The sequence below is a fragment of the Achromobacter ruhlandii genome (assembly GCF_002082135.1).
Classification (GTDB): Bacteria; Pseudomonadota; Gammaproteobacteria; order Burkholderiales; family Burkholderiaceae_B; genus Achromobacter; species Achromobacter ruhlandii.
The window spans coordinates 1,517,498-1,543,545 of sequence record NZ_CP017433.1 but is presented as its reverse complement, the minus strand read 5'-3'; the positions used below and the strand labels follow the sequence as shown (position 1 = coordinate 1,543,545).

At 68.1% G+C, this 26,048-nt stretch carries 25 protein-coding genes; 7 read left to right on the top strand and 18 right to left on the bottom strand.

Translation table 11 applies throughout. The features are described from left to right. Positions 1-21 precede the first annotated feature (21 nt). The 7 genes from pdxJ to AruCF_RS06990 form a co-directional block, all read right to left on the bottom strand. The gene (gene pdxJ / locus AruCF_RS07020) at positions 22-762 is read right to left on the bottom strand and encodes a pyridoxine 5'-phosphate synthase (RefSeq protein ID WP_049072755.1); all 741 of its coding nucleotides are present in this window, start codon (positions 760-762) and stop codon (positions 22-24) included. After that, positions 759-2,246 carry an efflux transporter outer membrane subunit gene (locus AruCF_RS07015; protein WP_049072753.1) on the bottom strand — a complete coding sequence of 496 codons (1,488 nt, stop codon included), beginning with the start codon at positions 2,244-2,246 and terminating at the stop codon, positions 759-761. The genes pdxJ and AruCF_RS07015 overlap by 4 nt, the downstream gene beginning before the upstream one ends. Continuing rightward, complete coding sequence (locus tag AruCF_RS07010; RefSeq protein WP_049072752.1) at positions 2,243-5,464, bottom strand: efflux RND transporter permease subunit; 3,222 nt, start codon at positions 5,462-5,464, stop codon at positions 2,243-2,245. The genes AruCF_RS07015 and AruCF_RS07010 overlap by 4 nt, the downstream gene beginning before the upstream one ends. 63 nt (positions 5,465-5,527) lie before the next feature. Then, positions 5,528-6,772 (bottom strand): efflux RND transporter periplasmic adaptor subunit, encoded by a 1,245-nt coding sequence (locus tag AruCF_RS07005; protein WP_049072751.1) that lies wholly within the window; start codon positions 6,770-6,772, stop codon positions 5,528-5,530. A 271-nt stretch (positions 6,773-7,043) separates the two neighbouring features. Beyond that, positions 7,044-7,505 carry a winged helix-turn-helix domain-containing protein gene (locus AruCF_RS07000; protein WP_053085996.1) on the bottom strand — a complete coding sequence of 154 codons (462 nt, stop codon included), beginning with the start codon at positions 7,503-7,505 and terminating at the stop codon, positions 7,044-7,046. Positions 7,506-7,656: 151 nt separating this feature from the next. Beyond that, positions 7,657-8,853 (bottom strand): DUF3734 domain-containing protein, encoded by a 1,197-nt coding sequence (locus tag AruCF_RS06995; protein ID WP_049072750.1) that lies wholly within the window; start codon positions 8,851-8,853, stop codon positions 7,657-7,659. 19 nt (positions 8,854-8,872) lie between these two features. After that, entirely contained in the window at positions 8,873-9,469 is a 597-nt protein-coding gene (locus tag AruCF_RS06990) for a DUF4136 domain-containing protein (RefSeq protein ID WP_080977361.1), read from the bottom strand. Positions 9,470-9,668: 199 nt separating this feature from the next. Here AruCF_RS06990 and AruCF_RS06985 point away from each other — a divergent pair, with 199 nt between their 5' ends. Then, positions 9,669-10,463, top strand: coding sequence for a TOBE domain-containing protein (locus AruCF_RS06985; protein ID WP_049072749.1), 795 nt, complete (start codon positions 9,669-9,671; stop codon positions 10,461-10,463). Positions 10,464-10,551: 88 nt separating this feature from the next. On the opposite strand, the gene AruCF_RS06980 is transcribed toward AruCF_RS06985, so the two are convergent. From AruCF_RS06980 to AruCF_RS06950, 8 genes are all read right to left on the bottom strand, one after another. Further along, positions 10,552-11,238, bottom strand: a complete 687-nt coding sequence (locus AruCF_RS06980; RefSeq protein WP_049072748.1) for an ABC transporter ATP-binding protein — start codon at positions 11,236-11,238, stop codon at positions 10,552-10,554. Then, the gene (gene modB, locus AruCF_RS06975; protein WP_049072746.1) at positions 11,235-11,918 is read right to left on the bottom strand and encodes a molybdate ABC transporter permease subunit; all 684 of its coding nucleotides are present in this window, start codon (positions 11,916-11,918) and stop codon (positions 11,235-11,237) included. The genes AruCF_RS06980 and modB overlap by 4 nt, the downstream gene beginning before the upstream one ends. Positions 11,919-11,949: 31 nt before the next feature. Next, positions 11,950-12,708: a molybdate ABC transporter substrate-binding protein gene (gene modA / locus AruCF_RS06970; RefSeq protein ID WP_049072744.1), complete on the bottom strand. Its 759-nt coding sequence runs from the start codon at positions 12,706-12,708 to the stop codon at positions 11,950-11,952. A 126-nt stretch (positions 12,709-12,834) separates the two neighbouring features. After that, positions 12,835-13,185 carry an adenosylmethionine decarboxylase gene (gene speD, locus AruCF_RS06965; protein WP_049072743.1) on the bottom strand — a complete coding sequence of 117 codons (351 nt, stop codon included), beginning with the start codon at positions 13,183-13,185 and terminating at the stop codon, positions 12,835-12,837. Beyond that, entirely contained in the window at positions 13,182-13,352 is a 171-nt protein-coding gene (locus AruCF_RS29425) for a hypothetical protein (RefSeq protein ID WP_162876642.1), read from the bottom strand. The genes speD and AruCF_RS29425 overlap by 4 nt, the downstream gene beginning before the upstream one ends. A gap of 3 nt (positions 13,353-13,355) precedes the next feature. Next, positions 13,356-14,825 (bottom strand): DUF4178 domain-containing protein, encoded by a 1,470-nt coding sequence (locus tag AruCF_RS06960; protein ID WP_049072742.1) that lies wholly within the window; start codon positions 14,823-14,825, stop codon positions 13,356-13,358. Between the two features lie 13 nt (positions 14,826-14,838). After that, positions 14,839-15,879, bottom strand: a complete 1,041-nt coding sequence (locus AruCF_RS06955; RefSeq protein ID WP_049072741.1) for an SPFH domain-containing protein — start codon at positions 15,877-15,879, stop codon at positions 14,839-14,841. A gap of 43 nt (positions 15,880-15,922) precedes the next feature. Continuing rightward, positions 15,923-16,309: a DUF350 domain-containing protein gene (locus tag AruCF_RS06950; RefSeq protein WP_049072739.1), complete on the bottom strand. Its 387-nt coding sequence runs from the start codon at positions 16,307-16,309 to the stop codon at positions 15,923-15,925. 96 nt (positions 16,310-16,405) lie between these two features. Here AruCF_RS06950 and AruCF_RS06945 point away from each other — a divergent pair, with 96 nt between their 5' ends. The 4 genes from AruCF_RS06945 to AruCF_RS06930 all read left to right on the top strand — a co-directional run bounded on the left by AruCF_RS06945 (position 16,406) and on the right by AruCF_RS06930 (position 21,682). Next, positions 16,406-17,917 (top strand): polyamine aminopropyltransferase, encoded by a 1,512-nt coding sequence (locus tag AruCF_RS06945; RefSeq protein WP_049072738.1) that lies wholly within the window; start codon positions 16,406-16,408, stop codon positions 17,915-17,917. After that, positions 17,917-19,554 carry an NAD(P)-binding protein gene (locus AruCF_RS06940; RefSeq protein ID WP_049072736.1) on the top strand — a complete coding sequence of 546 codons (1,638 nt, stop codon included), beginning with the start codon at positions 17,917-17,919 and terminating at the stop codon, positions 19,552-19,554. Before AruCF_RS06945 ends, AruCF_RS06940 begins: the two co-directional genes overlap by 1 nt. Before the next feature lie 144 nt (positions 19,555-19,698). After that, positions 19,699-20,949, top strand: a complete 1,251-nt coding sequence (locus AruCF_RS06935; RefSeq protein WP_049072733.1) for an NAD(P)/FAD-dependent oxidoreductase — start codon at positions 19,699-19,701, stop codon at positions 20,947-20,949. 94 nt (positions 20,950-21,043) lie between these two features. Continuing rightward, positions 21,044-21,682 carry an aspartate/glutamate racemase family protein gene (locus tag AruCF_RS06930; protein WP_049072732.1) on the top strand — a complete coding sequence of 213 codons (639 nt, stop codon included), beginning with the start codon at positions 21,044-21,046 and terminating at the stop codon, positions 21,680-21,682. A gap of 103 nt (positions 21,683-21,785) precedes the next feature. Here the strand turns inward: AruCF_RS06930 and AruCF_RS06925 are convergent, their stop codons facing one another. Continuing rightward, positions 21,786-22,580: an ABC transporter ATP-binding protein gene (locus AruCF_RS06925; protein WP_026384195.1), complete on the bottom strand. Its 795-nt coding sequence runs from the start codon at positions 22,578-22,580 to the stop codon at positions 21,786-21,788. 1 nt (position 22,581) lies between these two features. After that, the gene (locus AruCF_RS06920) at positions 22,582-23,472 is read right to left on the bottom strand and encodes an ABC transporter permease (RefSeq protein WP_049072730.1); all 891 of its coding nucleotides are present in this window, start codon (positions 23,470-23,472) and stop codon (positions 22,582-22,584) included. A 209-nt stretch (positions 23,473-23,681) separates the two neighbouring features. Here AruCF_RS06920 and AruCF_RS29070 point away from each other — a divergent pair, with 209 nt between their 5' ends. Beyond that, positions 23,682-23,834, top strand: a complete 153-nt coding sequence (locus AruCF_RS29070; protein WP_156326857.1) for a hypothetical protein — start codon at positions 23,682-23,684, stop codon at positions 23,832-23,834. 28 nt (positions 23,835-23,862) lie between these two features. Here AruCF_RS29070 and AruCF_RS06915 read toward each other — a convergent pair whose 3' ends face one another. After that, on the bottom strand, positions 23,863-24,834 hold the full coding sequence (locus AruCF_RS06915) for an ABC transporter substrate-binding protein (protein WP_049072728.1): 972 nt from the start codon (positions 24,832-24,834) through the stop codon (positions 23,863-23,865). Between the two features lie 242 nt (positions 24,835-25,076). Between AruCF_RS06915 and AruCF_RS06910 the strand changes: the two genes are divergently transcribed. Next, the gene (locus AruCF_RS06910) at positions 25,077-26,033 is read left to right on the top strand and encodes an aldo/keto reductase (protein ID WP_049072727.1); all 957 of its coding nucleotides are present in this window, start codon (positions 25,077-25,079) and stop codon (positions 26,031-26,033) included. Positions 26,034-26,048 lie beyond the last annotated feature (15 nt).

Here is a 26,048-nt window from a genome sequence, read left to right as displayed (position 1 = left end):
TCAAGGGGATCGGGCCCGGGCTCAACGGCCGCGCAGCGCTTCCAGGCGGGCCTGCACCATCAGCGCCTTCATGTCGCGCACGGCCTTTTCCCAGCCGTCGAACACCGCCTGCGCCACGATGGCATGGCCGATGTTGAGTTCGGAAATGCCGTCCAGCGCCGCCACCGGCTTGACGTTGCCATAGTGCAGTCCATGGCCGGCGTTGACGCGCAGGCCATGGCGCAGCCCTTCGGCCACCGCCACGCGGATGCGCTCCAGCTCGGCCAGGGCGGCGTCGCCATCGGCTTCGGCATAGGCGCCGGTGTGCAGTTCGATGACCGGCGCGCCCGCGCGGGCGGCGGCGGCGATCTGCGCCGGATCGGGATCGATGAACAGCGACACGCGGATGCCGGTCTCGGTCAGCAGGCCGACCGCGTCCGTCACCGCCGACAGCGCGCCGGCCACTTCCAGCCCGCCTTCGGTGGTCAGTTCGGTGCGTTTTTCCGGCACCAGGCAGACGTCATTGGGCTTGACCGCGCAGGCGATCTCCAGCATCTCGGGCGTGACCGCGCATTCCAGGTTCATGCGCGTGCGCAGTTGCGGCCGGATCGCGTAGACGTCGGCGTCCTGGATGTGGCGGCGGTCTTCGCGCAGATGCAGCGTGATCAGGTCGGCGCCGGCGTCCTCGGCGCGCAGTGCCGCGGCCACCGGGTCGGGATAGGTCGTGTGACGCTGCTGCCGCAGGGTCGCGACGTGATCGATGTTTACACCAAGTTCTATCATTGCACTTTCGTTGTTTCTTCCCAGCCGCCGCCCAACGCCTTGTAGAGTTCCACACGGTTGATCAGCGCGGCCAGGCCGGTTTGCACCAGCGCCAGCTGGGCATTGAAAAAGTCCACTTGCGCGGTCTGCACCTGCAGGTAGCTGTCGATGCCATTGGTATAGCGCAGGTTCGACAGTTCCAGGGTGCGCGCCGACGAATCCTGCAACGCGCGCTGGGCGTCCAGCTGCGCGCCATAGGTAGCCTCGCCCGCCAGCGCGTCCGAGACCTCGCGGAACGCCTGCTGGATGGTCTGCTCGTACTGCGCCACGGCAATATTGTCGCGCGCCTTGGCCAGGTTCAAGCCTTCGCGGATGCTGCCGCCGGCGAACAGCGGCGTGGTGATCGACGGCGAGAAGCTCCAGTAGCCCTGGCCGCCCTTGAACAGGGTATCCAGCGACGGGCTGGCCACGCCGAACAGCCCGGTCAGCGAGATGGTCGGGAAGAACGCCGCGCGCGCCGCGCCAATGTTGGCGTTGGCCGACTTCAGGTTGTTCTCGGCGGCCAGGATGTCCGGACGACGCTCCAGCAGGTCGGACGGCAATCCGGCCGGCACCGTGGCCAGCAACTGGTCGCGGCCGAACGTGGCCGGCGGCGGCAGGTCCTCGGGCAGCGGCGTGCCCAGCAGCAGCACCAACGCATTGACGGCCTGGGCCTGGGCCCGGGCCAGTTGCGCCAGGTCGGCCGATGCCGTGTCCAGCAGCGACTTGGACTGGTTCAGGTCCAGTTCGGACGCCACGCCGCCATCGAAGCGGCGCTTGACCAGGTTGTACGACTCCTGGCGCGAGGCCAGCGTGCGCTGGGTCAGTTCCAGCTGCACCTGGGCGGCGCGCAGGTTGAAGTACGACTGCGCCACCGCGCCGATCAGCGTGATGTGGGTGCTCTTTTGCGCCTGCTCGGTCGACAGGTACTGCTGGTACGCCGCTTCCGACAGGCTGCGCAGGCGGCCGAACAGGTCGATCTCGAACGTGGTCAGGCCGATGCCGGCCTGGTACGAACTGCTGATCGAACCGGCGCCCGGCTGGCGCATGTTCTCGGGCAAGCGCTGGCGCTGACCCTGGATGCCGGCGCCGATGCTGGGCCATTGCGCGCCGCGCTGCACGCCGTACTGGGCGCGCGCCTCTTCGACGCGCTGCACCGCCACGCGCAGGTCGCGGTTGTTGACCAGCGCCAGTTCGATCAGACGCTGCAGGCGCGGATCGCGGAAGAAATCGCGCCAGCCCAGGTCGGCTGCCGGCGCGCCGGCCTGCGGCGCCACCGCCGCCGCGGGCTGCGTGCCCAGCGACATGGGCGTGGCGTACGCGCCGTACTGCACCTTGGGCTGATCCGGCCAGTTGCCGGAAACCGGCGCGTCGGGACGCTTATAGTCGGGCGCCAGCGAGCAGCCGGCCAACGCCACCGCCACGAAGGCGGACAAGGCGGTCTGTTTGAACATCAGGGCGCTCATTCCTTGCCCTCCTGGCCACCGTTGGGTTGTGCGGGAGCGTCCGGCGGGGTCTGCCCCGCGGCCGCCTTCTTGGCCGCCTGCTCTTCCTCGAAGGCGCGCAGCTCGGCGCCCAGCAGGCGCGGCTTGGTCTTGAACAGGCCCAGCACCACCACGAAGAAGGTCGGCACGAAAATCACCGCGAACGGCGTGGCGGCCAGCATGCCACCCAGCACGCCCAGGCCCACCGCGCGCTGGCTGGCGGCGCCGGCGCCGGTGGCCATGGCCAGCGGCACCACGCCCAGGATGAAGGCCAGCGAGGTCATCAGGATCGGCCGGAACCGCAGGCGCGCGGCTTCCACCGCCGCTTCATATAGCCCCATGCCGCGCGCGTACTGGTCCTTGGCGAATTCCACGATCAGGATGGCGTTCTTGGCCGCCAGCCCGATCACGGTCACCATGCCCACCTGGAAGTACACGTCGTTGGACATGCCCAGCGCGCTGACCAGCGCCACCGCGCCGAGCATGCCCAGCGGCACCACCAGCATCACGGAGATCGGAATGGCCCAGCTTTCGTACAGCGCGGCCAGCACCAGGAACACCACCAGCAGCGACAGGCCCATCAGGATCGGGGCCTGGTTGCCGGCCTGGCGTTCCTGGTAGGACAGCCCGGTCCACTCGTAGCCGAAGCCCTGCGGCAACTGGCCCACCAGCTTCTGCATTTCCTCCATGGCCTGGCCGGTGGTGTAACCGGCCGCGGCGCTGCCGCCGATCCGCATCGATTCGTAGCTGTTGTAGCGCACCACCTGCACCGGGCCTTGCGACCACTTGGCGGTGACGAACGACGACAGCGGCACCATGCCACCCTGGGTGTTGCGGGCGTTCAGCTTGAGCACGTCGGACAGCTGCATGCGGTACGGCGCATCCGCCTGCACCCAGATGTTCTGCATCCGGCCCAGGTTGGGGAACTTGCTCAGGTAGGCTGAACCGACGGCGGTGGAGATCAGCGAGGCGGCCTCGTCGAAATTCACTCCCAGCGCGGCGGCCTTGTCGCGGTCGATGTCCAGCGTCAGTTGCGTGCCGGCCGACAGGCCGGTGATGCGCACCTGCGACAGCACCGGGCTCTTCATGGCCATGCCCATCAGTTGCCCCGTGGCCGCGGCCAGCGCCTCGGTGCCGGCCGCGCCGCGGTCCTGCAGGCGCAGGTCGAAACCGGTGGCGTTGCCCAGCGACGAGATGGCCGGCGGCACGAGCGTGAACACCTGGGCGTCGTGGATGCCCATGAGCTGCTTCTGGAATGCATTGAACGCAATCGCGCCGGCCGAATCGCCCTTGCCCTTGCGGTCCTTGAAGTCCTTGAGCGTGGTGAAAGCGATGGCCGCGTTCAGGCCGTTACCGTTGAAGCTGAAGCCCTGCACGGTAATGATGTTCTCGACCGCGGGGATCTGGCGGAAATAGGCCTCGACCTCCTCGATCACCTCCACCGTGCGGTTGGCGCTGGCGCCCGTGGGCAGCTCGATGTTGCTGATGACGTAGCCCTGGTCTTCTTCCGGCAGGAACGAAGACGGCAGGCGCAGGTACAGCCAGCCCAGCAGGATCACCAGCACCAGGAACGCCAGCATCATGCGGCCGCCCTTGTGCAGGATGCGCGAGACCCAGTTCTGGTAGCCGTGCGTGGTGGCGTCGAACTTGCGGTTGAACCAGCCGAAGAAGCCCTTTTTGTCGTTGTGGTGTCCCTTGGGCACCGGCTTGAGGATGGTCGCGCACAGCGCCGGCGTGAAGGTCAGCGCCAGCAGCGCCGAGAAGAAGATCGACACGGCCATGGCCACCGAGAACTGGCGGTAGATCACGCCCACCGACCCGCTCATGAAGGCCAGCGGCAGGAACACCGTCACCAGCACCAGCGTGATGCCGATGATGGCGCCGCTGATCTGCGGCATGGCCTTCTTGGTGGCTTCCTTGGGCGGCAGGCCTTCGGTCGCCATGATCCGCTCGACGTTCTCGACCACCACGATGGCGTCGTCCACCAGAATACCGATGGCCAGCACCATGGCGAACATGGTCAGCACGTTGATCGAGAAGCCCAGCCCCAGCATGACCGCGAACGACCCCAGCATGGCCACCGGCACCACCAGCGCCGGGATCAGGGTATATCGCACGTTCTGCAGGAACAGGTACATCACCAGGAACACCAGCACCATGGCTTCGGCCAGGGTGTGCAGCACCTGCTCGATCGAGACCTTGACGTACGGCGCGGTGTCGTAGGGGATGGCGTAGGTGATGTTGCCGGGGAAGTACTTGGACAGCTGATCCATCTGCTGACGCACGCCCTGGGCGGTGGCCAGCGCGTTGGCGTCAGGCGACAGCACGATGGCGAAGGCCGCCGTCGGCTTGCCGTTCAGGCGCGCGCCGAACTGGTAGTTGTCGGCGCCGACCTCAATGCGGGCGACGTCGCGCAGCAGCACCTTGGAGCCGTCGGTGTTGGCGCGCAGCACGATCTTGCCGAAACCTTCCACCGTGCTGAGCTGGCCGTTGGCCACCACCGTGGCGGTGATGCGCTGCGAGTCGGGGTTGGGCGGCGCGCCGATGCTGCCGCCGGACACAAGCACGTTCTGCGACGAGATGGCCTGGTTGACCTCGGCCATGCTCAGGCTGAAGCCCACCAGCTTGGCCGGATCGACCCAGATGCGCATGGCGCGCGGCGCCGCGAACAGCTGGAACTGGCCCACGCCCGACACCCGCGACACCGGGTTCTGGACGTTGCGGGTGATGTAGTCGGCCAGCGCCGTCTGGTCGAGCGAGCCGTCGGTGGACGACAGCGTCACGATCATCAGGAAGCCGGTGCTGGTCTGCTCGTACTTCAGGCCCTGCTGCTGCACGGCGGCGGGCAACTGGGCGATCACGTTGGACACGCGGTTCTGCACGTCCACCTGCGCCAGGTCGGGATCGCGCCCGGGCGCGAAGGTGGCGGTGATGGTCGAGGTGCCGTAGGAATCGCTGACCGACTCGTAGTAGATCAGGCCCTTGGCGCCGTTGAGCTTGTCCTCGATGATACTGGTGACCGATTCGGCCACTTCCTTGGCCGACGCGCCCGGATAGGTCGCGGTGATGGTGATGGCCGGCGGCGCCACGTCGGGGTACTGCGACACCGGCATGTTCGGGATGGCCAGTATCCCCGCCAACAGGATGAACAGGGCGACTACCCAGGCGAAGATTGGTCGATCAATGAAAAATTGCGGCATGTGGGCTGACTCTGAAAGCGATGCTCACCAAAGAGGAACGCAGCGCGTTGCGCTGCGAGCCGCTTACGATTTCTGCGGGGCCTGTTGCGCCGGCTGGGCCGGCTTGGCGCCCGGATCCGCGGGCTTGGCGCCGGGCTGCGCCGGCTGCCCGCCCGCGGCGGGCGCGCCGCCCGCCTTGTTCCAGGGGCTGGCCTGCACCGGCGCGCCGGGTCGGATCTTCTGGAAGCCTTCGACCACGACCACGTCGCCAGCCTTCAGGCCGCTGGTGATGATCCAGTCGTTCTTGATGGCCCCGCCGGTGGTGACGGGCAACTGTTCGATCTTGTTGTCCTTGACCAGCATCAGGCTCTGCGAACCGTCGGCCGTGCGCTGCAGCGCCTGCTGCGGCACCAGCAGGGCCTGGTCGTCCACGCCCTGCTCCAGGCGCACGCGCACGTACATGCCGGGCAGCAGGATGCCGTCGGGGTTCGGCACCTCGGCGCGCAGGTTGACCTGACCGGTGCTGGGATCGACGGTGATGCCGGTGAACAGCAGCTTGCCGGGGCGGTCGTACTCGGTGCCGTCCTCGAGCACCACGGTGGCGCGCGCGGCGTCCTTGCCCACCTGCTGCAGCTTGCCGCTGGCGAAGGCGCGGCGCAATGCGGCGAGGTCGGAGGTGGACTGGGTGAAGTCGACGTAGATCGGGTCGAGCTGCTGCACGGTGGCCATCTGCGTGGCCGAGGTGGCCTCGACCAGCGCGCCTTCGGTCACCAGCGGCTTGCCGATGCGGCCCGTGATGGGCGAAACGACGTCGGTGTAGCCGAGGTTGATCGAGGCGTTGTCCTGCGTCGCCTTGGCGGCGGCCACGGTGGCCTCGGCCTGGCGGTACGCCGCCACGGCGTTGTCGTATTCCTGCTTGCTGACGGCATTGGCCTTGACCAGCGGCGCGTAGCGATCGGCCAGCAGCTTGGCGCTGAACAGATTGGCCTGCGCCTGCTTGAGCTGCGCGGTGGCCTGGTCGTAGGCGGCCTTGTAGGGCGCCGGATCGATCTTGAACAGCAGCTGGTTTTCCTTGACGTCACCCCCTTGCTCGAAGGTGATCTTCTGCACGATGCCGGTGACCCGCGAGCGGATCTGGGCGTCGCGCACCGCGTCGACGCGGCCGGGCAGTTCGGAAACGATGGGGGTGCGCTGCGGCTGCACCGTGATGACGCTGACCTGGGGCATGCCAGGGTTCATTTGCGGTTTTTCACCGCAGCCCGCCAACAACAGCGCGAGGACACCACCGGAAAGAGCCAGACCTGAGACACGTTTAGGCGAAAACCGCATTGAAACCCCCGCGAAGTTAACCGCGTCAAGCGACCGCAACAATGTAACGGCGTCTGCCGACTGCCAAGTCCGGTTGCCGAAGGGCGGTCGCGGGCTTGCGCGGCCGTGTCCGACCGCCGTATTTGACCGCAATAAACGTTTGCGATCAAAGCAACACCCTGCGCCCCGCCGATGACACGTGAATAGCCCGTTAATGTAACTCAGTTATTGGGGAAATCACGGATTTTCACGGGCTCGCAAGGCGTTGCGGAGGGGAAGAAAACAACGCCGATCAGACGTCGGCCACTTCTTGCAGGTTGCCCAGGAACACATAGCCCACGCCGTGCACGGTATGCAGCGGCAGGCGCCCGCCCGCCTGGCGCACCTTGCGCCGCAGGCGGCAGATCGCCACGTTCAGCGCACGCAGATTGGTGCTCTGGCGCGGCAGCATCAGTTCCTCGCGCAGCAGCGCCAGTTCTTCGCGCAGCAGTTCCTTGCGGGGGTTGCGCAGCAGGCACTGGAAGCAGGCGCGCTCGACTTCGGTCAGGTCCAGCCGGGTGCCCTGTGGCGTCAGCAGGGTCCAGCCATGGTAGAGCAGGCTCCACCAGCCATCCAGGCGCACCGGGAAGGGTCCGCCGGCCCGCTCGGCGGTTGCGGCCACCTGGGGATCGCCCGGCGGCATCGTCGCGGCGGCGGGTCCGGACGGCGCGGATTGCGGGGCGTACGGGGCGGAATATGGGGCGGGCTGGCTCATGCGGTGTCTCCATCGGGCCGGGCCACCGGAATGACGGTGGCCCGGCGCCGAAACAAGGTTTCAAGTCTTGCCGAAAGACTACCGTTCTTGACGCCGTTATGCGGCCCCCCGCCCCGGGAATCAGACACGTCCTAGTCAATCCGTGCCCGGGTCAAGCCGTATGCGTGCCGTTGCGATGGATGTCGTGCGTGACAAAACAACTGTCCTGGGTGGGACGCGCCAGGATGCCGGGCTTGGCCAGCGTCTGGCGGATATCGGCCAGGCCCGATTCCCAGTGCTCGCGCATGGCCTCGGTGCCGAATTCATAATCCTTGGAGAAACGCTCGCGATGCTTGGACTCGTAGATCAGGTTGATGATGTTGGTGGCCGGCGTCTTGGCCAGCCGGCGGATCTCGGCCAGCTCGGGCGCGCCGCGTTCCTTTTCGGGCAGGCGCTCGAGCAGTTGCTGCAAGCCATGGCGCAGCTTCAGCACCCGCCGCAGCTGGTCCGTGACCATGCGGGTCCGGCTGGAATACTGGATGTCCTTCTGGCGCTCGGCCACCTCTTCGAGCGTGGTCGGCAGGCCGCCCCGGGCGGGCCACAGGTCCACCTGGAACGCCAGCGTGTCGCGCATGGTGTCGCTGGTCAGCACCTGGGCCAGCGGCGTGTTGGAGACCACGCCGCCATCCCAGTAGTGCTCGCCGTCGATCTCGACCGACGGGAAACCGGGCGGCAAGGCGCCCGAGGCCATGATGTGCTCGGGGCCGAGCGTATGGGTCCGGCTGTCGAAATAGGCGAAGTTGCCGCTGCGCACGTTGACCACGCCGAAGCTGGCGCGCACCGCGCCCGAATTGAGCAGGTCGAAATCGATGTACTGGCGCAGCGTCGCGGCCAGCGGCGTGGTGTCGTAGAAACTGGTGGAGGCCGCGCCTTTGCCATGCATCCAGTACGGCGGCGGGAAACGCGGCTTGAAGAAACCCGGCTGGCCCGAGAACAGCGCCTGGAAGGCCGACAGCTGGCCATTCATGGCCGGCGAGCCGAAACCGAATGGAATCCCCTCGAACATGCCGGCCAGGGTGTCGCCCCAGGGCACCGAGGCGAACCCCGCCGGCCGGCAGATGCTTTCCCAGAACCCGCGCAACCGCTCGACCCGCTCGTCCTCGGGCGAGCCGGCGATGATGGCCGCGTTGATCGATCCGATGGAGATGCCGGAAATCCAGTTGGGGCGGATCCCCGCCTCGTGCAGCCCCTGGTACACCCCGGCCTGGTAGGATCCCAGGGCGCCCCCGCCCTGCAGCACCAGGGCCACGGTTTCATAGGACGGCGTCGCGCCGGTGTCGGGGGATGCGGCCTTGCGGCGAGTACTCATGCGGCGGTTCCTTGGGATACTAGGGCTTGGTCTTGTCCGGCCCCTGCGGCGCGGCCACGCCGGCGCGGAACGGATACTTGGCGAAGATGTCGGCCACGGCCTTGTCGATGCTCTGCGGCGAGGTCGCCATTTCGGGGTTCCGTACCTCGCCGACGGCCACGCCTTCCCACACCATCTGCTTGCGGCGCGCGTCCACCAAATCGATGTTGAGGGTGCCTTCGGTGTACTGGTAGACGGTGTCGCCCCAGCCGTAGCCGGGCCAGCCGCCGTAGAAGCCGGCGCGGTAGCCGTAGTACGGCCCCATGGCCGGCGGCGCCTCGGTCACCTGGGTCTTTTGCTGCAGCTTGCCATTGAAATTGACCAGCAGGTCGGGATTGGCGGCGTCGTAGACATAGCCCCGCATTTCCATCTGGCCACGGGTGGCGTCCTTGAGCCGCTCGGTCAGCAGGGTGCTGTAGCCCGCCTTGTCGGTGCCCAACGGCGACATGTAGCCAAAGGTGCGGTACCGCGAGAAGTCGGCCTGGCGATCGTAATCGCCCTTGACGGCGGGTCCGGAGGCGCAGGCCGCCAACAGTGTCGCCATGGAACCCGATGCCAGCATTTTCAGCGCTTTCATGTCGATCTCCAAGAAGGCGGGGCCGCGAGCCGGCCCCCGATGTCAACATCCATCAACACACCCTGAGCGCGTTAATAGTACCGCGAAGCGGATAAAGTTTCAACAGCATCTCATTCTCATCGGATATATCTCAAAGGACAGCGGACCTGGCTCCATTACACTCGGGGTTGCTTCCAGACCCTGACCACACCTGATACCGATGTTGGAACTCGACGGCTCGATTTGGTTTCGTTCCGGCGCCCAGAACTGGGGCGGCAGGAACCGCATAGACCTGCTGGCGCAGATCGACGCCACCGGCTCGATCACGGCCGCCGCGCGCGCGGTTGGCATGAGCTACAAGGGCGCCTGGGATGCCATCGACGCCATGAACAACCTGGCCGGCGAACCGCTGGTGCTGCGGGCGGCCGGCGGCAAGGGCGGCGGCGGCACGCGCCTGACCGACCGCGCCCGCGGCCTGATCGCGACCTTCCGGGCGCTGGAAGCCGAGCACCGCAGATTCATGGAAAACCTGGCGCGCGCCGGCCTGGATGCCAGCGGCGACATTGACCTGATGAGGCGATTCATGCTGAAAACCAGCGCGCGCAACAAGCTCATGGGCACCGTGATGGAAGTCCGTCCCGGGGCCGTCAACGACGAAATCCGGCTGCGCATCGCTGGCGGCCAGGTCATCACCGCCACCATCACGCGCGAAAGCACGCAGGAACTGGAGCTGGCTCCCGGCAAGGAAGCGCTGGCGCTGGTCAAGGCCTCGTCGGTCATCGTCGGCGCGCCAGGCGCCGGCCTGCGCCTGTCGGCGCGCAATCAGCTGGCGGGCACCATCACGGCGGTGCGCACCGGCGCGGTCAACAGCGAGATCCTGATCGGGCTGGAAGGCGGCGCCACGCTGGCCGCCATCGTCACCAACGATAGCGCGCAGGACCTGGGGTTGGGCGAAGGCGCGCCCGCAGTCGCCATTTTCAAGGCGTCAAGCGTGATCCTGGGCGTGCTGGACTGACCGCGCGCCCGCCGGGCGGACACCCGCCCCCGAGCGGCCGCCCCCGGGGCGGCTATGACATCCACGCGCGGCACGCCGCCCCTGTCCGTCAGAGCCCGACATCCTCATCGCGGCGGCGCACCTTGCCGTCGCGCAGCTCGAACACCTCATCGGCCAGCGCCTCGACGTCGGCCGGGTCGTGCGTGATCAGCAGCATCGGCACGTCCAGCTGGCGCTGCAGCGTATCCAGTTCCTGGCGCATCTTGCCGCGCAGTTGCGCGTCGAGCGCCGAAAACGGTTCGTCCAGCAGCAGAATCTCCGGCTTGAGCATCAGCGCGCGCGCCAGGGCCACGCGCTGCTTCTGGCCGCCCGAGATCTCGTGCGGATAGCTGCCCAGGATCGCGCCCAGCTCGAAGGCGTCGACCCAGCGCCGCGCCTCGGCCGACACGGCCCGCCGCGGCGGATTGAGCCACCCGCGGCGCGAGCCGAAGGCGATGTTCTGCGCCACCGTCAGATGCGGGAACAATGCGTAGTCCTGGAACAGATAGGCCACGCGGCGGGCCTGCGGCGCGACGCTCAGGCGCGCGTCGGAATCGAACAGCACCCGGCCGTTGATCTCGATGCGGCCGGCGTCCGGCCGCAGCAGGCCGGCCACCGCCCGCAGCGTCAGGCTCTTGCCGGCGCCCGACGGGCCGAACAGCGCGATGCGCTTGGACTTGGACGAGAACGCCACGTCCAGGGAAAAGTGACGCTCACCCGACACCATGTTCTTGCGGATGCGCAGATCGACGCTCATCGCCCGCCTCCGCGCCGGCTGGAACGGATCGGCACCAGCCTGCCCGCCGCCAGCAGCACCACGATGCAGGTGATGGACGTGACCAGCACCAGGAAGTTGGCGGTGGCGTCATCGCCCGCCTGCACCGCCTCGTAGATGGCGACCGACAGCGTCTGGGTGCGGCCCGGCAGGTTGCCGGCGATCATCAGGGTGGCGCCGAACTCGCCCAGCGCGCGGGCGAAGGCCAGCAGCACGCCGGCCACGATGCCGCGCGCCGCCAGCGGCAAGGTCACGCGAAAGAACACGCCGGCCTCGCGCACGCCCAGCACACGGGCCGCGCTTTCCAAGTGGGGATCGACGTTTTCGAAGGCGGCGCGGGCCGACTTGAACACCAGCGGAAAGGCCACCACCGACGCGGCGATGACCGCGCCCTGCCAGGTGAACACCAGTTCAATGCCCAGCGCCGCCAGCTTCTCGCCCAGCACGCCGCGCCGTCCCAGCAGCACCAGCAGGTAATAACCCAGCACCGTGGGCGGCAGCACCAGCGGCAGGGTCAGGACGGCATCCAGCAGGTCGCGGCCCGGCCAGCGCCAGCGCGACAGGCCATAGGCGGCCGCGGTGCCGGCCACGGCGGCCAGCAGCGTTGCCCAGCCCGCCACTTTCAGGGTAAGCAGCAGGGGCACCCATACCGGATCACTCATCACAGACCGCGTGGGCTACCCGCCCGCGTCCTCAAGGCTTCTGGAAGCCGTAGCGTGACAGGATTTCCTGTCCGGCGGGCGACATCACGTAGGCCACGAAGCGCTTGGCTTCCTGGGCGGAGGCATCGCGCGCCGTCACGGCGATGGGATAGGTGACCGGCGTCTGCGACGGCACGCGCACCGCCACCTTGACCTTGTCCGGCATGATTGCCGCGTCGGTGGCGAACACGAAGCCCGCGTCCACTTCGCCGCGCGACACGTAGTCCAGGCTCTGGCGCACGTTCTGCGCCAGCACGCTCTTGGCCTGCACCGCGTCCCACAGGCCGGCGGCCTGCAGCGCGCCCTGCGTGTAGCGGCCCACCGGCACCGAGGCCGGGTTGCCGTAGGCGATGCGCTTGATGTCGTCGCGCGTCAGGTCCTTGAGCGCGGTGATGTTGGCCTTGCTGTCGGTCGGCACGATCAGCACGACCTGGTTGGCGGCGAAATCCACCCGCGATTCGGGCTTGACGGCCTTTTCCTCGACGGCCTTGTCCATCGCCTTCTGGTCGGCGGACGCGAACACGTCGGCGGGCGCGCCCTTGACGATCTGCTGCAGCAGCACGTCGGAAGCGCCGAAGTTCAGGATGACCTTGGTGCCGGCATGCTCCTTCTCGTACGCCTGGGCCACGTCCTTGAACGCGTTGGTCAGGCTGGCGGCGGCGGACACGACCAGGTCGCCGGCGTGAGCGCTGGGGCCCCAGGCGGCGGCGAGGGCCAGCGACAGCGCCAGGACCGGGTGTTTGCGGAACATGCGTCTCTCCTCGGACAAGATCAATCTCGGTAACGAAATATATATAGGTATATAACGCTCGTCAATTTGTGCCCGCGGCCGACTTGCGCCCGATCAACGAAGGGAGGAAATCGGCCCGGAACCCGCTCAGCCGCGGTCGACCGTGGTGACGCGCACCGTGTCGGGGGCCAGCGCGGCCCGCAGCCGCTCGAGCGCCAGTTCGGGCCGGGCGGCCCCGCACATGAAGATGTCCAGCGCCGCGAACCGGTGCTCGGGCCAGGAATGCACGCTGATGTGCGATTCGCTCAGCATGACCACGCCCGTCACGCCCGCGCCTTCGCCGAAATGGTGGAAGTGGGCGCCCAGCACGCGCGCGCCGGCGGCCTCGGCGGCCCCCAGCAGCTCGCGCTCGAGCGCCTGGGCGTCGGCCAGCAGGCCGGCGTCCACGCCACGGAAGTCGGCCAGGATGTGGCGGCCGGGCGTCGCGTGCGGCGTCACTTGTGCGATCCGCCCGACGACCAGCCCGAGCTGCCCGACGATCCGCCGCCCCAGCTGCTGCTGCTGCCGCCGCTGCCACCGCTGGTGAAGCGGGCGCCGGGCGAGCTGGCGCCGGTGGCTGCGATGACCACGATCAGGGCGTAGATGGCGTAGAAGAACTTGCCCATGCCTCAGTCGTCCTTTGCCGACATCTTGTCCGCGAGGCTGGCCGGCAGCCACAGGAAGGCCAGGCCGATCAGGATCGGCAGGATGCGGCCGCTGAAGATGTTGCCCAAGTTGAGGAATCCCATGGCGATGGTGGCGAACCAGGCCCATTTGCGATAACCGCCCAGCGAGGGCGAGCCCGGCATCGCCTTCTGCCTGGCCAGTTCGGGATTGTCGAACCACTGGGCCAGTTGCGCCGGCGCCACCGGCGCGGCGGCCGACCAGCCCACCTCGGCCGGCCCCTGTTCGCGGGTGAGCTTGAGGTTGCCGGCCTTGTAGTCGGTGATCTTGGTGCTGTCGCCGACCCTGACGCGCCAGTTGAAGGCGCCAAGCGCCAGCTCGACGCGCGAGGTGTAGTCGTACAGCTTCTGGTACAGCTTGGAGCGCCAGCGCACGCTGGTGGCGTTGTTGTAGCTGGGCCAGGTATCGCAGACCTGCACGCGCTCCCAGCCCTCGTCCGTCTCCACCAGCCAGATGAAGCCCTTGGCGGGGTTGAACAACAGATATTCGATCCAGTCCGAGGGCTCTTCGGGGTCCGGATCGGCGCATTTCATCAGGCCGATCAGGGTGTAGGCGGCGCCATCGATCTTGGCGGTGGCGCCCAGCGCCAGCGTGGTCTTGATGGCGTTGATCTTGCGCGCCTTGCCGATGACTTCGGCGGTCTCGCCGGCGCAGTCGACCGTGGCCGCGCACGACGGGCACACCACCTGCGTCGCCATGGCGGCGACGAAGCTGATCGGCGCGCCGCAGCTGGGGCAGTCCAGCGCCTTGATCTGGCCGCGGAAGCGCCCGGCGGTTTCCTCGACCTGTTCGTTCGAACGCAGCGTCGCCGCCTGCATGCCCGCCAGGTCGAAGGCCTTGCCGATGTAGAGCTCGGGTTCGGGGCCATCGGAGAAGTCCAGCGTCAGGAAAGCGTCCAGGCTGCGGAAATCGGCCACCTTGGCTTCCCAGCCATCGCCCGGCACGAACGGCAATTCGCCCTGCGCGCCGCCGGCGCGGCAACGGCGCACGTCGGAGGCGGTGAAGCGCTGGCCGTCCAGCTTGAGGTCATCGCCCGCGGCGATGTCGGCAAATGCCGGCAGGCCCTGCACCGTCTTGACCTTGCGGCGGCGGGTAATGGCGTACTGGCCGGAGGCGTCCGACAGCCAGCCGTCCGAGCCGTCATCGAACCACAGGTACCACTCGTTCCAGAAGCCGTCCTCGTAGCGCAACTGGATGCGGCCGATCAGGTCGAAGCGCTTGCCCTCGAACTGGCCGGCGGCGCCCAAGCACAGCGGCGAATAGTCTTCCAGGACATCGGCGGTCTCGCCGATGCGCTTGACCGACTCGGCGTCCTTGAGCAGCGTGCTGCGGCAGGCGCCGCAGACCGCCATGACCGATGCCGTGGAAGTGAACTTGACGGGCGCTCCGCACTGCGGACACAGGACCTGCTGCATGGGCGTGCGGCGCTCAGCTGGTGAGTTTCTTCAAGACTTCGGCCTTGGCCGCGTCGTAGTCGGCCGGCGTGATCAGGCCCTTGTCGAGCAGGTCCTTGAGCTGCTGCAGGCGCTGCACCGGGTCGGCGCCCGAAGCGGCCGCCGCGCCCGCCGCCGTGCCGGCCGCCGCCTGGGCGCCGGCCGCCGGTTGCCCCGCGGCCACGCCCAGTCCGGCCGCCATGGTCTGGCCCAGCGCCGCGCCGGCCGCCAGGCCCGCGCCGATGCCGGCGATGCCGCCTTCGTTCTGCGCCGCCAGCGGGATCGAGGTGGCGGTCTGGTACTGGGTGAACTTGCCCAGGTCGCCCGCCATGCCCATCGAGATCCGCGTGTCCAGCGCCTTCTGCAGTTCTTCCGGCAGCGACACGTTCTCGACCGTGAAGTTGTCGAGCTTGACGCCATAGCGCTCGAACACCGGGCCGAGCTGTTCGCCGATGCTCTGCGACATCAGGCCCTGGTTGCCGGCGATGTCCAGGAACGGCACCTTGGAGCCGCCCAGCGCGGTGGTCATGGCCGCGACCACCATGTTGCGCAACTGCGCTTCCAGGTCATCGACGGTGTAGACGTCGCGCGTGCCGCTGATCTCGCGGTAGAACTTGGCCGGGTCGGTGATCTGGTACGAATACACGCCGAAGGCGCGCAGCCGCACCATGCCGAATTCGCTGTCGCGCAGCGTCACCGGCTGCGCCGTGCCCCAGCGCCGGCCCAGTTGCAGGCGGGTGCTGAAGAAGATCACGTCCGACTTGAAGGGCGACTCGAACAGCTTGTCCCAGTTCTTCAGGTACGTCAGCACCGGCAGCGTCTGGGTGGTCAGCTTGTACATGCCGGGGCCGAACACGTCGGCCACCTTGCCTTCGTTGACGAACACCGCCATCTGCGATTCGCGCACGGTCAGGCTGGCGCCGTACTGGATTTCGAAATCCTGCATCGGGTGGCGCCAGGCCAGCACGCCGTCGCCGTCCTCGTTCCATTGCAGGATGTCGATGAACTGTTTGCGGATAAATGAACCGAGACTCATGGCTAGTTCTCCTGTGTCAGAGATGGGTCGACGCGCGGGCCGCTCAGGTCAGGCAGGCGGCGTTGACCACGCCGGCGGCCAGCGAGATCGAACCGATCAGGCCGCCCATGGCGATGTTGTTTTCCTCGATGGCCTCGTGCAGGCCCTGGATGGCGCGCGACACGACGGCATAGACGACCAGTTGCACCACCATGGCGGCCACGCCCCAGACCAGGAACATGACGAAGCTCGCATGGATGGCGATGCTGGAGCAGAGCGTGAACGAAAAACCGACCAGCGCGCCGCTGTATGAGAGCACCGCGGCAATGTTGCCCTGGCGGATCAGTTCGAATTCCTTGTAGCGCGTCACCGTGGTGTAGACGGCGGTGAAAATGCCCAGCATGACCAGCGCCGAAACAATGTAGATCAGATAGGTCACCGCCGGATGCATCGCTTCTCCCATAATCGCCCCTCCAGGCCCTGATTGCGCGCAGTATATACGCCGCCTTCGATATACTGCGAACGCATTTTTCGAGTCGGAACCCTCATGCGCGACCGCGTCCTCATCCTGTCGGTATTGATCGTCGCTTCCTGCGGCCTGGGCTACGAGCTGATCAGCAGCGCGCTGGCCAGCTATCTGCTGGGCGATTCCATCCTCCAGTTCTCGTCCGTCATCGGCTGCTATCTGTTCGCGATGGGCATCGGATCGTGGTTGTCAAAATATGTAAGAGACGACGACGTTTTGAATCGATTCATCGACGTCGAACTGGCCGTCGCCTTGTTGGGCGGGGTTTCCGCCGCGGTGCTGTTCCTGGTGTTCGCCTGGCTGTCGGCGCCGTTTCGCGCGGCGCTGTACGCGGGCGTCTTCATCATCGGACTGATGGTGGGCATGGAGATCCCGCTGGTGATGCGCGTCTTCAACCAGCGCAAGGCCGAGTTCCGCGAGATCGTCAGCCGCGTGCTGACTTTCGATTATCTCGGCGCGCTGGCCGTGTCGCTGATCTTTCCGCTGCTGCTGGCGCCCAAGCTGGGCCTGCTGCGCACCAGTTTCCTGTTCGGCATGCTCAACGCCGGCGTGGCGCTGTGGACCACCTGGCTGTTCCGGGGCGAGATCCGGCGCCCTGCCGAACGCGCCATACGCGGCGGCGTGGTGCTGGGGCTGCTGGCGCTGGGCTTCCTGTTTTCCGGCCAGATGACGGCCTGGGCCGAGAAGGGCCTGTACGGCGACGACGTGGTGCACGCCGAGACCACGCCCTACCAGCGCCTGATCGTGACGCGCTGGCACGACGACCTGCGGCTGTACATCAACGGCAACCTGCAATTCTCGTCGCGCGACGAACACCGTTACCACGAGTCGCTGGTGATCCCGGGCCTGCAGGCCCTGCCCTGGGCCCGCAACGTGCTGGTGCTGGGCGGCGGCGACGGCCTGGCGGTGCGCGAGATCCTCAAGTACAAGCATGTGGAGCACGTCACGCTGGTGGACCTGGACCCGGCCATGACCGGCCTGTTCTCGCGCTCCGAGCCGCTGACCAAGCTGAACCAGGGCTCGCTGACCGATCCGCGCGTCACCGTCATCAACGACGACGCCGGCCGCTGGCTCGAAAGCCACGCCGAGGTCTACGACTTCATCGTGGTGGACTTTCCGGATCCGTCCAACTTCGGCCTGGGCCGGCTGTACTCGGTGCCGGTCTACCACCTGATGGCGCGGCACCTGGCCGAGAACGGCTACATGGTGATCCAGTCGACCTCGCCCTACTTCGCGCCGCGCTCGTTCTGGAGCGTGGACGCCACGCTCAAGGAAGCCGGCCTGAACACCTGGCCGTACCACGCCTACGTGCCGTCGTTCGGCGACTGGGGCTTCATCCTGGCCGGCAAGCGCCGCGACTACACGCCGCCGGACGCCGTCACCGTGCCGACCCGCTACCTCGATCCGGCCACGCTGCGCGAGCTGTTCCACTTTCCCGCCGACATGCCGGCGCTGGCCATGCCGCCGAACCGCCTGAACGAACAATCGCTCGTGCGTTACTTCGACGAGGACTGGCGCAAGGTCATCCGCTGATGCGGCGCCGCACCTTCCTGCTGGGCGTCGCCACCGCCGCCGCCGCCGGCACGGCGGGCTACTACCGTTCGCGCGTGGTCGAGACCACGCCCGAGGTGCGCTACCCGGGCATGCAGGCCGGCCATGCGCTGCGCGATGGCGCGGCGCTGCCGCCGTCGTCCGGCGCCCGCCGCTGCCAGGTGGCGATCCTGGGGTCCGGCGTGGCCGGCCTGTCGTGCGCCTGGAAGCTGGCGCGCGAAGGCTTCACCGATTTCGTCGTGGTCCAAGGCCCCGAGTACGGCGGCAACGCCGCCGCCGGCGCCCGCGACGGGCTCGACTACCCGCTCGGCGCGCACTACCTGCCGCTGCCGTCGATGCAGTCCACCCACGTGCGCGAGATGCTGGCCGATTTCGGCATCGCCGAGCGCGACGCCTTCGGCGAGCGGCCCTATTACGACGAGGCCATCCTGGCGCACTCGCCGCAGGAACGGCTGCTGCGCGACGGCCGCTGGGAAGACGGTCTCTTGCCGATGCACGGGCTGCCCGAAGCCGATATCGAACAGCACCGCAAGTTCCTGGCGCTGGTGGAGCGGCTGCACGGCGCGTTCGGCAACGACGGCCGCAAGGTCTTCTGCATCCCGATCGTGCTGTCCTCGCGCGACCCGGCCTGGCGCGCGCTGGACGCGCTCACATTCAAGCAGTGGCTGGACCGCGAAGGCTACACCTCCCCCGCCCTGCACTGGTACCTGAACTACTGCTGCCGCGACGACTACGGCGCGCCCTACGACCGGGTCTCGGCCTGGGCCGGGCTGCACTACTTCGCCAGCCGCGACGGCCATGCCGCCAACGCCGCCGAGGGCGCCGTGCTGACCTGGCCCGGCGGCCTGGCGCCGCTGGTGCAACGGCTGCGCAACGCCATCAGCGCCCGTCTCGGCCATGAGGGCTGGCTGCTGCCCGGCACCGCCGCGCGGTTGCAGGAAAGCGCGGCCGGCCCGCGCATCGATTGCCTGGCGCCGGGGCCCGCCGCCCGCGTCTTTACGCTGCAAGCGCAACGCGCGGTCTGCGCCATGCCGCTGTTCGTGGCCCAGCGCCTGCTGCCCGACATCCGCGCCTACGGTTACGATCCGGCCGCGCACGCGTCGCCGCACGCGCCCTGGCTGGTGTCGAACTTCGTCATGGACGGCTATCCGCGCGAAGCGCCGGGCGAACCGCTATCGTGGGACAACGTGGTCTACCAGGGCCAGGCCCTGGGCTACGTGGTCTCGACCCACCAATTGCTGCGCGTGGCGCGTTCGCCGCGCACGGTGTTCACCGCCTACCATGCCCTCAGCAACCAGACGCCACAGGCCGCGCGGCAATGGCTCGCCGAGGCCCGCCCCGAGGCGCTGCGCGACGAGGCCGCCGCCGACTTGGTCGCCGCCTATGGCGACGAGTTCTGGCGGCGCGCCCGGCAGTTGGAGATCACGGTGCGCGGCCATGCCATGGCCTCGCCCTATTGCGGCTATCTATCGAACGCCGGCCTGGCGGCGTTGCGCGAGGTGGACGGCCCGGTGCTGTTCGCCCATGCCGACCTGTCCGGCTATTCGGTGTTCGAAGAAGCCGCGTGGTGGGGCGTGGCGGCGGCCGGCCGCATCCTGGGGCAGCGGCCGCCGGCGTGACCGGCGCCGGCCCACCCGCCTGGTGGCCGCCCGGCGCGGCGTCGCAATCCTGGAATGCCCGCCTTCGCTGGCGCCCGCCCGCTGCCCTACAATCGGCCGCTCACCTCCCTTGGTTCCATACCGACTCAAGCAGCGACAGCGACGATGGGAAAGCAAGTCATAGTGCTCGGCGCCGGCATCGTCGGCGTCTGCTGCGCGCTGGAACTGCAGCGGCGCGGCATGCAGGTCACCCTGGTCGACCGCCAGGCCCCCGGCCGGGAGACCTCATCCGGCAACGCCGGCGTCCTGGCCCGCAGCTCCCTCATGCCCTTCAACCATCCCGGCCTGTGGCGCCAGTTGCCCCGGCTGCTGCGCAACGACACCGTCCAATTCCGCTACCGCGCCGCGTACCTGGCCCGCAACCTGGGCTGGGCGGCGGGCTTCCTGGCGCGCGCCCGGCCGTCGGTGTTCGGCGAAACCACGGCGGCGCTCGACGGCCTGATCCGGCGCTCCGCCGTCGAACACCTGCGCCTGCTGGAGGCGGCCGGCGCGCGCCAACGCCTGCGCGACAGCGGCTGGATCTTCCTGTTCCGCAGCGAACAGGCGTGGCAGGGCGGCGCCCTGGCGCGCGAGGCCTACGCCCGCCACCAGGTGCCGACCCAGGCGCTGGCCCCGGCCGAACTGGCGCAACTGGAGCCGGCCCTGGCGCCGATCTTCCCGCGCGCGCTGTGGATCCAGGGTTCCTATTCGGTGGACGATCCCGGCGCCGTGACCACGGCCTACGCCGACCTGTTCCAGCGCTCGGGCGGCGTCTTCCGCACACTGCGGGCCGCCGCCATCCGCCGCGATGGCGGACGTGGCTGGATCGTGCAAGGCGACGCCGGCACGGAAACGCTGACGGCGCCCGACCTGGTGGTGGCGCTGGGCCCGTGGTCCAAGGCCCTGCTCAAGACCACCGGCATCGACCTGCCGCTGGCGTTCGAGCGCGGCTATCACATGCATTACGGCGCCGCCGGCGGCCCGGCGCTGGGCCGCCCCATCTACGACACCGGCGGCGGCTACGTGCTGTCGCCGATGGCGCGCGGTCTGCGGCTGACCACCGGCGTCGAGCTGGACGACTGCGACGCGCCTGCCCGTCCCATCCAGTTGGACCTGGCGGAAACCCGGGCGCGCGAGGCCATCGACCTGGGCGAGCGGCTGGACCCGCGGGCCTGGCTCGGCCGCCGCCCGACGCTGCCGGACAGCCGCCCGATGATCGGCCAGGCGCCGCGCCATCCCGGCCTGTGGCTGGCGCTGGGCCACCAGCACATCGGTTTCAGCACGGCGCCCGGCACCGCGCAGATACTAGGGGAATTGATGACCGACGGCGACGCCACCGGCCGCCACGACGCCTTCCGTCCGGGACGATTCCTCTAGGGCGTATCGACATTCACGGGAGCCCCGCGTGGCCACGAACGATGCAACCCTCCCGGCCGCGCCCGCGGCCCCAGGCGCCTTTCTCGGCCTGCTGATGCTGGACACGCGCTTTCCGCGCCCGCCCGGCGACGTCGGCAACCCCGAGACCTACGCCCGCGCCGGCATCCCGGCGCGCTTCGTCACGGTGCCGGGCGCCTCGCCGCGCAAGATCGTGCAGGAAGCCGACCCGGCCTTCCTGCGGCCGTTCATCGATGCCGCCGTGGGTCTGGCGCGCGACGGCGCGGCGCTGATCTCCACCAGTTGCGGGTTCCTGGCGCGCTACCAGGACGCCTTGCAGGCCGCCGTGCCGGTGCCCGTCGTGTCGTCCAGCCTGCTGCAATGCCATGGCCTGGCGCGGGTGGGCATCGTCACCTTCGATGCGGCCTCGCTCGATCGCGTCTTGCTGGATGCGGCCGGCGTGCCCGCCAACGCCGTGGTCGAAGGCCTGGCGCCCGGCTGCGAGATGCAGGCGCGCATCCTGGAAAACGCGCCGGACATGGATCTGGCGCGCGTCGAACGCGACGTGGTCGAGGCGGCCGAACGGCTGGCGCGGCGCGCCCCGGACCTGACCGACATCGTGCTCGAATGCACCAACATGCCGCCCTACCGCGAGGCCGTGGCGCGCGCCACCGGCCTGCCAGTGCACGACATCGAGACGCTGCTGCTGCGCAGCTGGCGCGCGCTGGCGGCCTGACCGCCAATCCGCGCGGGCGCCGCGCGCCGGCATGAAAAAAACCCGGCGTGATCCCGAGGGATCCGCGCCGGGTCTTGCGCCTGTCGGCGCCCGGAGCGTCCGTTCAGCCCAGCAGCAAGGCGTCGTCCGACAGCTTCTCGCCGCGCACGCGCTCGAACATGGCCAGCAGGTCGGGCACGTCCATGCCGCGGCGTTCATCGCCGGACACGTCCAGCACCACCTGGCCCTGGTGCAGCATCACCGTGCGGTCGCCCACGTCCAGCGCCTGGCGCATGCTGTGCGTGACCATCATGGTGGTCAGCTTGCTTTCGGCCACGATGCGCGCCGTCAGTTGCAGCACGAAGTCGGCGGTGCGCGGGTCGAGCGCGGCGGTGTGTTCGTCCAGCAGCAGGATGCGCGACGGCTGCAGCGCCGCCATCAGCAGGCTCACGGCCTGGCGCTGGCCGCCCGAGAGCAGGCCGATGCGGTCGGTCAGGCGGTTTTCCAGGCCCAGGCCGAGCGTGGCCAGGCGTTCGCGGAAACCTTCCTTCATCGAGGCCTTGACCGCGCGGCCATAGCCACGGCGCGCGCCGCGCAACTGCGCCAGCGCCATGTTCTCTTCGATGGTCAGGTCTTCGCAGGTGCCAGCCATCGGATCCTGGAACACGCGCGCCACGCGCGAGGCGCGGGCCCAGACCGGCTGGCGCGTGACGTCGGCGCCGTCGATCTCAATGCGGCCGGAATCGACCGGCAGGTCGCCCGACACGGCATTCAGGAAGGTCGACTTGCCCGCGCCGTTGGAACCGATGACGGTGACGAACTGGCCCGACGGGATGTCCAGCGACAGCCCGCGCAGCGCCCGCGTCTCGATCGGCGTGCCGGCGTTGAAAGTGATCTTGAGGTCTTTTGCGGACAACATATCAGCGCCCCTTCTTGCCGACCAGCCGGCGCTTGAGCATGGGAATGACCAGGGCGATCGTGACCAGCACCGCGGTGACGAGGTTCAGGTCCTGCGCCTTCAGGCCGATGAAATCGCTGTTCAGCGCCAGCGCGATGAAGAAGCGGTAGACGATGGCGCCGATGATGACGGCCAGCGTGGCCAGCACCAGCTTGCGCGACGGCAGGATGCTTTCGCCGACGATCACCGCGGCCAGGCCGATGACGATGGTGCCGATGCCCATGGAGATGTCGGAACCGCCCTGGGTCTGCGCGAACAGCGCGCCCGCCATGGCGACCAGCGCGTTCGACAGCGCCATGCCGCCCAGGATCATGCGGCCGGTGTTCACGCCCTGCGCGCGGGCCATGCGGCCGTTCGAGCCGGTGGCGCGCACCGCCAGGCCGGTCTGGGTGGCGAAGAACCAGTCCAGCGCCAGCTTGGCCAGGATCACGATGACCACCAGGATCAGCGGCCGCGCCACGTAGTCCGACAGCCAGCCCGGCTGCAGGATGGTGAAGACGGTGGGTTCGGTGATGAGCGGCACGTTGGGCTTGCCCATGATGCGCAGGTTCACGGAATACAGCGCGATCATCATCAGGATGCTGGCCAGCAGATCCATGATCTTGAGCTTGACGTTGAGCCAGCCGGTGACCAGCCCGGCGGCGGCGCCGGCGAAGGTGGCGGCGATGGTGGCCACGAACGGGTCGGTGCCCGAGGCGATCAGCGTGGCACAGACGGCGCCGCCCAGCGGGAAACTGCCATCAACGGTCAGGTCCGGAAAGCGCAGCAGGCGAAAGGAGATAAATACGCCCAAGGCCACCAGGCTGAAGATCAGGCCGATCTCCAGTGCGCCTAACAACGAGAACAATGACATGGGTCAAATCCAATCAGGTAGGGAACGAGCATATTAGAGATTAGGAACGTCCAACTTCTTGCGTTTCGGGGTCAGTTTTACCCGAGCTTTCGCAATAAACGTTTCCTGCCGTGCGATTTTCTCTCGATTCCTGCCAAGGCGTTGCCGGGCTTGGCGGCCAGGGCCGCAAGCGGGCTGCTTGAGGGACGCTCCGGGGAGCAAAACGCGGCATGTGGTCCGTGACCAACCTGCCGTTCAAGGCCAACGCCATCGCGCCGGGCCGCGCGCACCTTGTGGATGCTGCCGCCCTGTGGACCCCGCGTACCGGCGCGGGGCAAACACAAGAAAACAAGATAAAACAAAACCCCGCTCATGCCGGGTAGGCACGGGCGGGGCCGAACGACTTGCGCTTTACTTTACCACCACCGCGGCCGACTTGATGATCGCGTCGGACAGGGTCACGCCTTGCTTGGCGGCCGCGCCCGGGTTCACGTAGAGCTCCAGCTTGGAGATGGTTTCGGACGGAATCGCGCCGGGCTTCTCGCCCTTGAGGATGCGCACCACGACCTTGCCGGTCTGCACGCCCAGGTCACGGTAATTGATGCCCAGGGCGGCGATGCCGCCGCGCTTGACGCTGTCGGTGTCCGAAGCGATCAGCGGGATCTTGGCGTCGTTGCCGACCTTCACCAGCGACTCGTAGGCCGAGACCACGTTGTTGTCGGTGTTGGTGTAGATGACGTCGACCTTGCCGATCAGGCTGCGCGCGGCGGACGCAACGTCAACCGAACGCGGGGCGGCGGCTTCGACCAGGCTCATGCCCGACTTGGGCAGGATTTCCTGCAGTTTCTTGACCACCACGACCGAGTTGGCCTCGCCCGGGTTGTAGACCATGCCGACGCGCTTGGCGTTGGGCACGATCTTCTTGATCAGCTCGACCTGCTTGTCCAGCGCCAGCAGGTCCGACACGCCGGTGACGTTGGTGCCCGAGGCGTCCATGCTGGCGACCAGCTGGGCGGCGACCGGGTCGGTCACGGCGGAATACACCACCGGCACGTCCTTGGTGGCGGCCACGACGGCCTGGGCCGACGGGGTGGCGATGGCGACGATGGCGTCGGGCTTGTCGCCGACGAACTTGCGCGCGATCTGGGCGGCGGTGCCGGTGTTGCCCTGGGCGCTCTGGTACTGCCACTTCAGGTTCTTGCCCGGCTCGTAGCCGGCTTGCTTGAGGGCGTCCTGCACCCCGTCACGCACGGCGTCCAGCGCCGGGTGCTCGACGATGGCGGTGACCGCCACCGACTTCTGCTGCGCCGCCACCGGCGCGGCGATCGCCATCGCCAGCGCCATTGCGCCAACCGTCAGAAAATGTTTTTTTCCGATCAGCATAGGTAAGCTCCTTGAACCCTTGGTATTTGTTCATTATTACGGCTGTTCCGCGGGCTTCCCCACGGTCCGGACAGCCGTAAAGCCGTATAGTCTAACGTGTCGCAACACAAATTCACTTGGGGGGAATCCCTGAAATGGTGCATGCGTGGCGCGGCTGCCCCATGCCGGGGCGGGCGGCGCCAATATACTAAAAGCGCCGCGCCCGCGCGACACGACATCCGCGACATCCAAAGGGCCACATCATGATCAAACGCGCATTGGGCCGCTCCGGCCTGCAGATCCCTCCCCTCACCTTCGGCGGCAACGTCTTCGGCTGGACCGTCGACGAGGCCGGCACGTTCTCGCTGCTGGACGCGCTGGTTGACGCCGGCCTGAATTTCATCGACACCGCCGACGTCTATTCGCGCTGGGTGCCCGGCAACCAGGGCGGTGAATCCGAAACCCTGATCGGCAAGTGGCTCAAGCGCTCGGGCAAGCGCGACCGCTTGCTGATCGCCACCAAGGTCGGCATGGAGATGGGTCCGGACGCCAAGGGCCTGGCGCCGGCCTACATCCGGCGCGCGCTGGAGGCGTCGCTGGCGCGGCTGCAGACCGACCACGTCGACCTGTACCAGTCGCACAAGGACGACCCCGACACGCCGCTGACCGACACGCTGGGCGAATACGCCAAGCTGATCGAGGCCGGCAAGGTGCGCGCCATCGGCGCCTCCAACTACACCGCGGTGCGGCTGTCCGAAGCGCTGATCGCCAGCGAACGCCACAACCTGCCGCGCTACGAGAGCATCCAGCCGGAATACAACCTGTACAGCCGCGAACCGTTCGAGGGGCACCTGCAGGCGCTGGTCAAGGCGCAGGACCTGGGCACCATCAACTATTACGCGCTGGCCAGCGGCTTTCTCAGCGGCAAGTATCGCGGTCCGGCCGACGTCGGCAAGAGCGCGCGCGGCAAGAAGATCGTCGACACGTACCTGAACGACCGCGGCTACCGCATCCTCAAGGCGCTGGATGAAGTCGCCGAGGACGCCAACTGTACGCCCGCCCAGGCCGCGCTGGCCTGGCAGATCGCGCAGCCCGGCATCACCTCGCCGATCGTCAGCGCCACGTCGCTGGCGCAGTTGGACGAACTGGTCAAGGCCGCCAGCCTGACGCTGACGCGCGACCAACTGGCCAGGCTCAGCCTGGCCAGCGACTGGCGTTGACACGCGCCCGCGCCC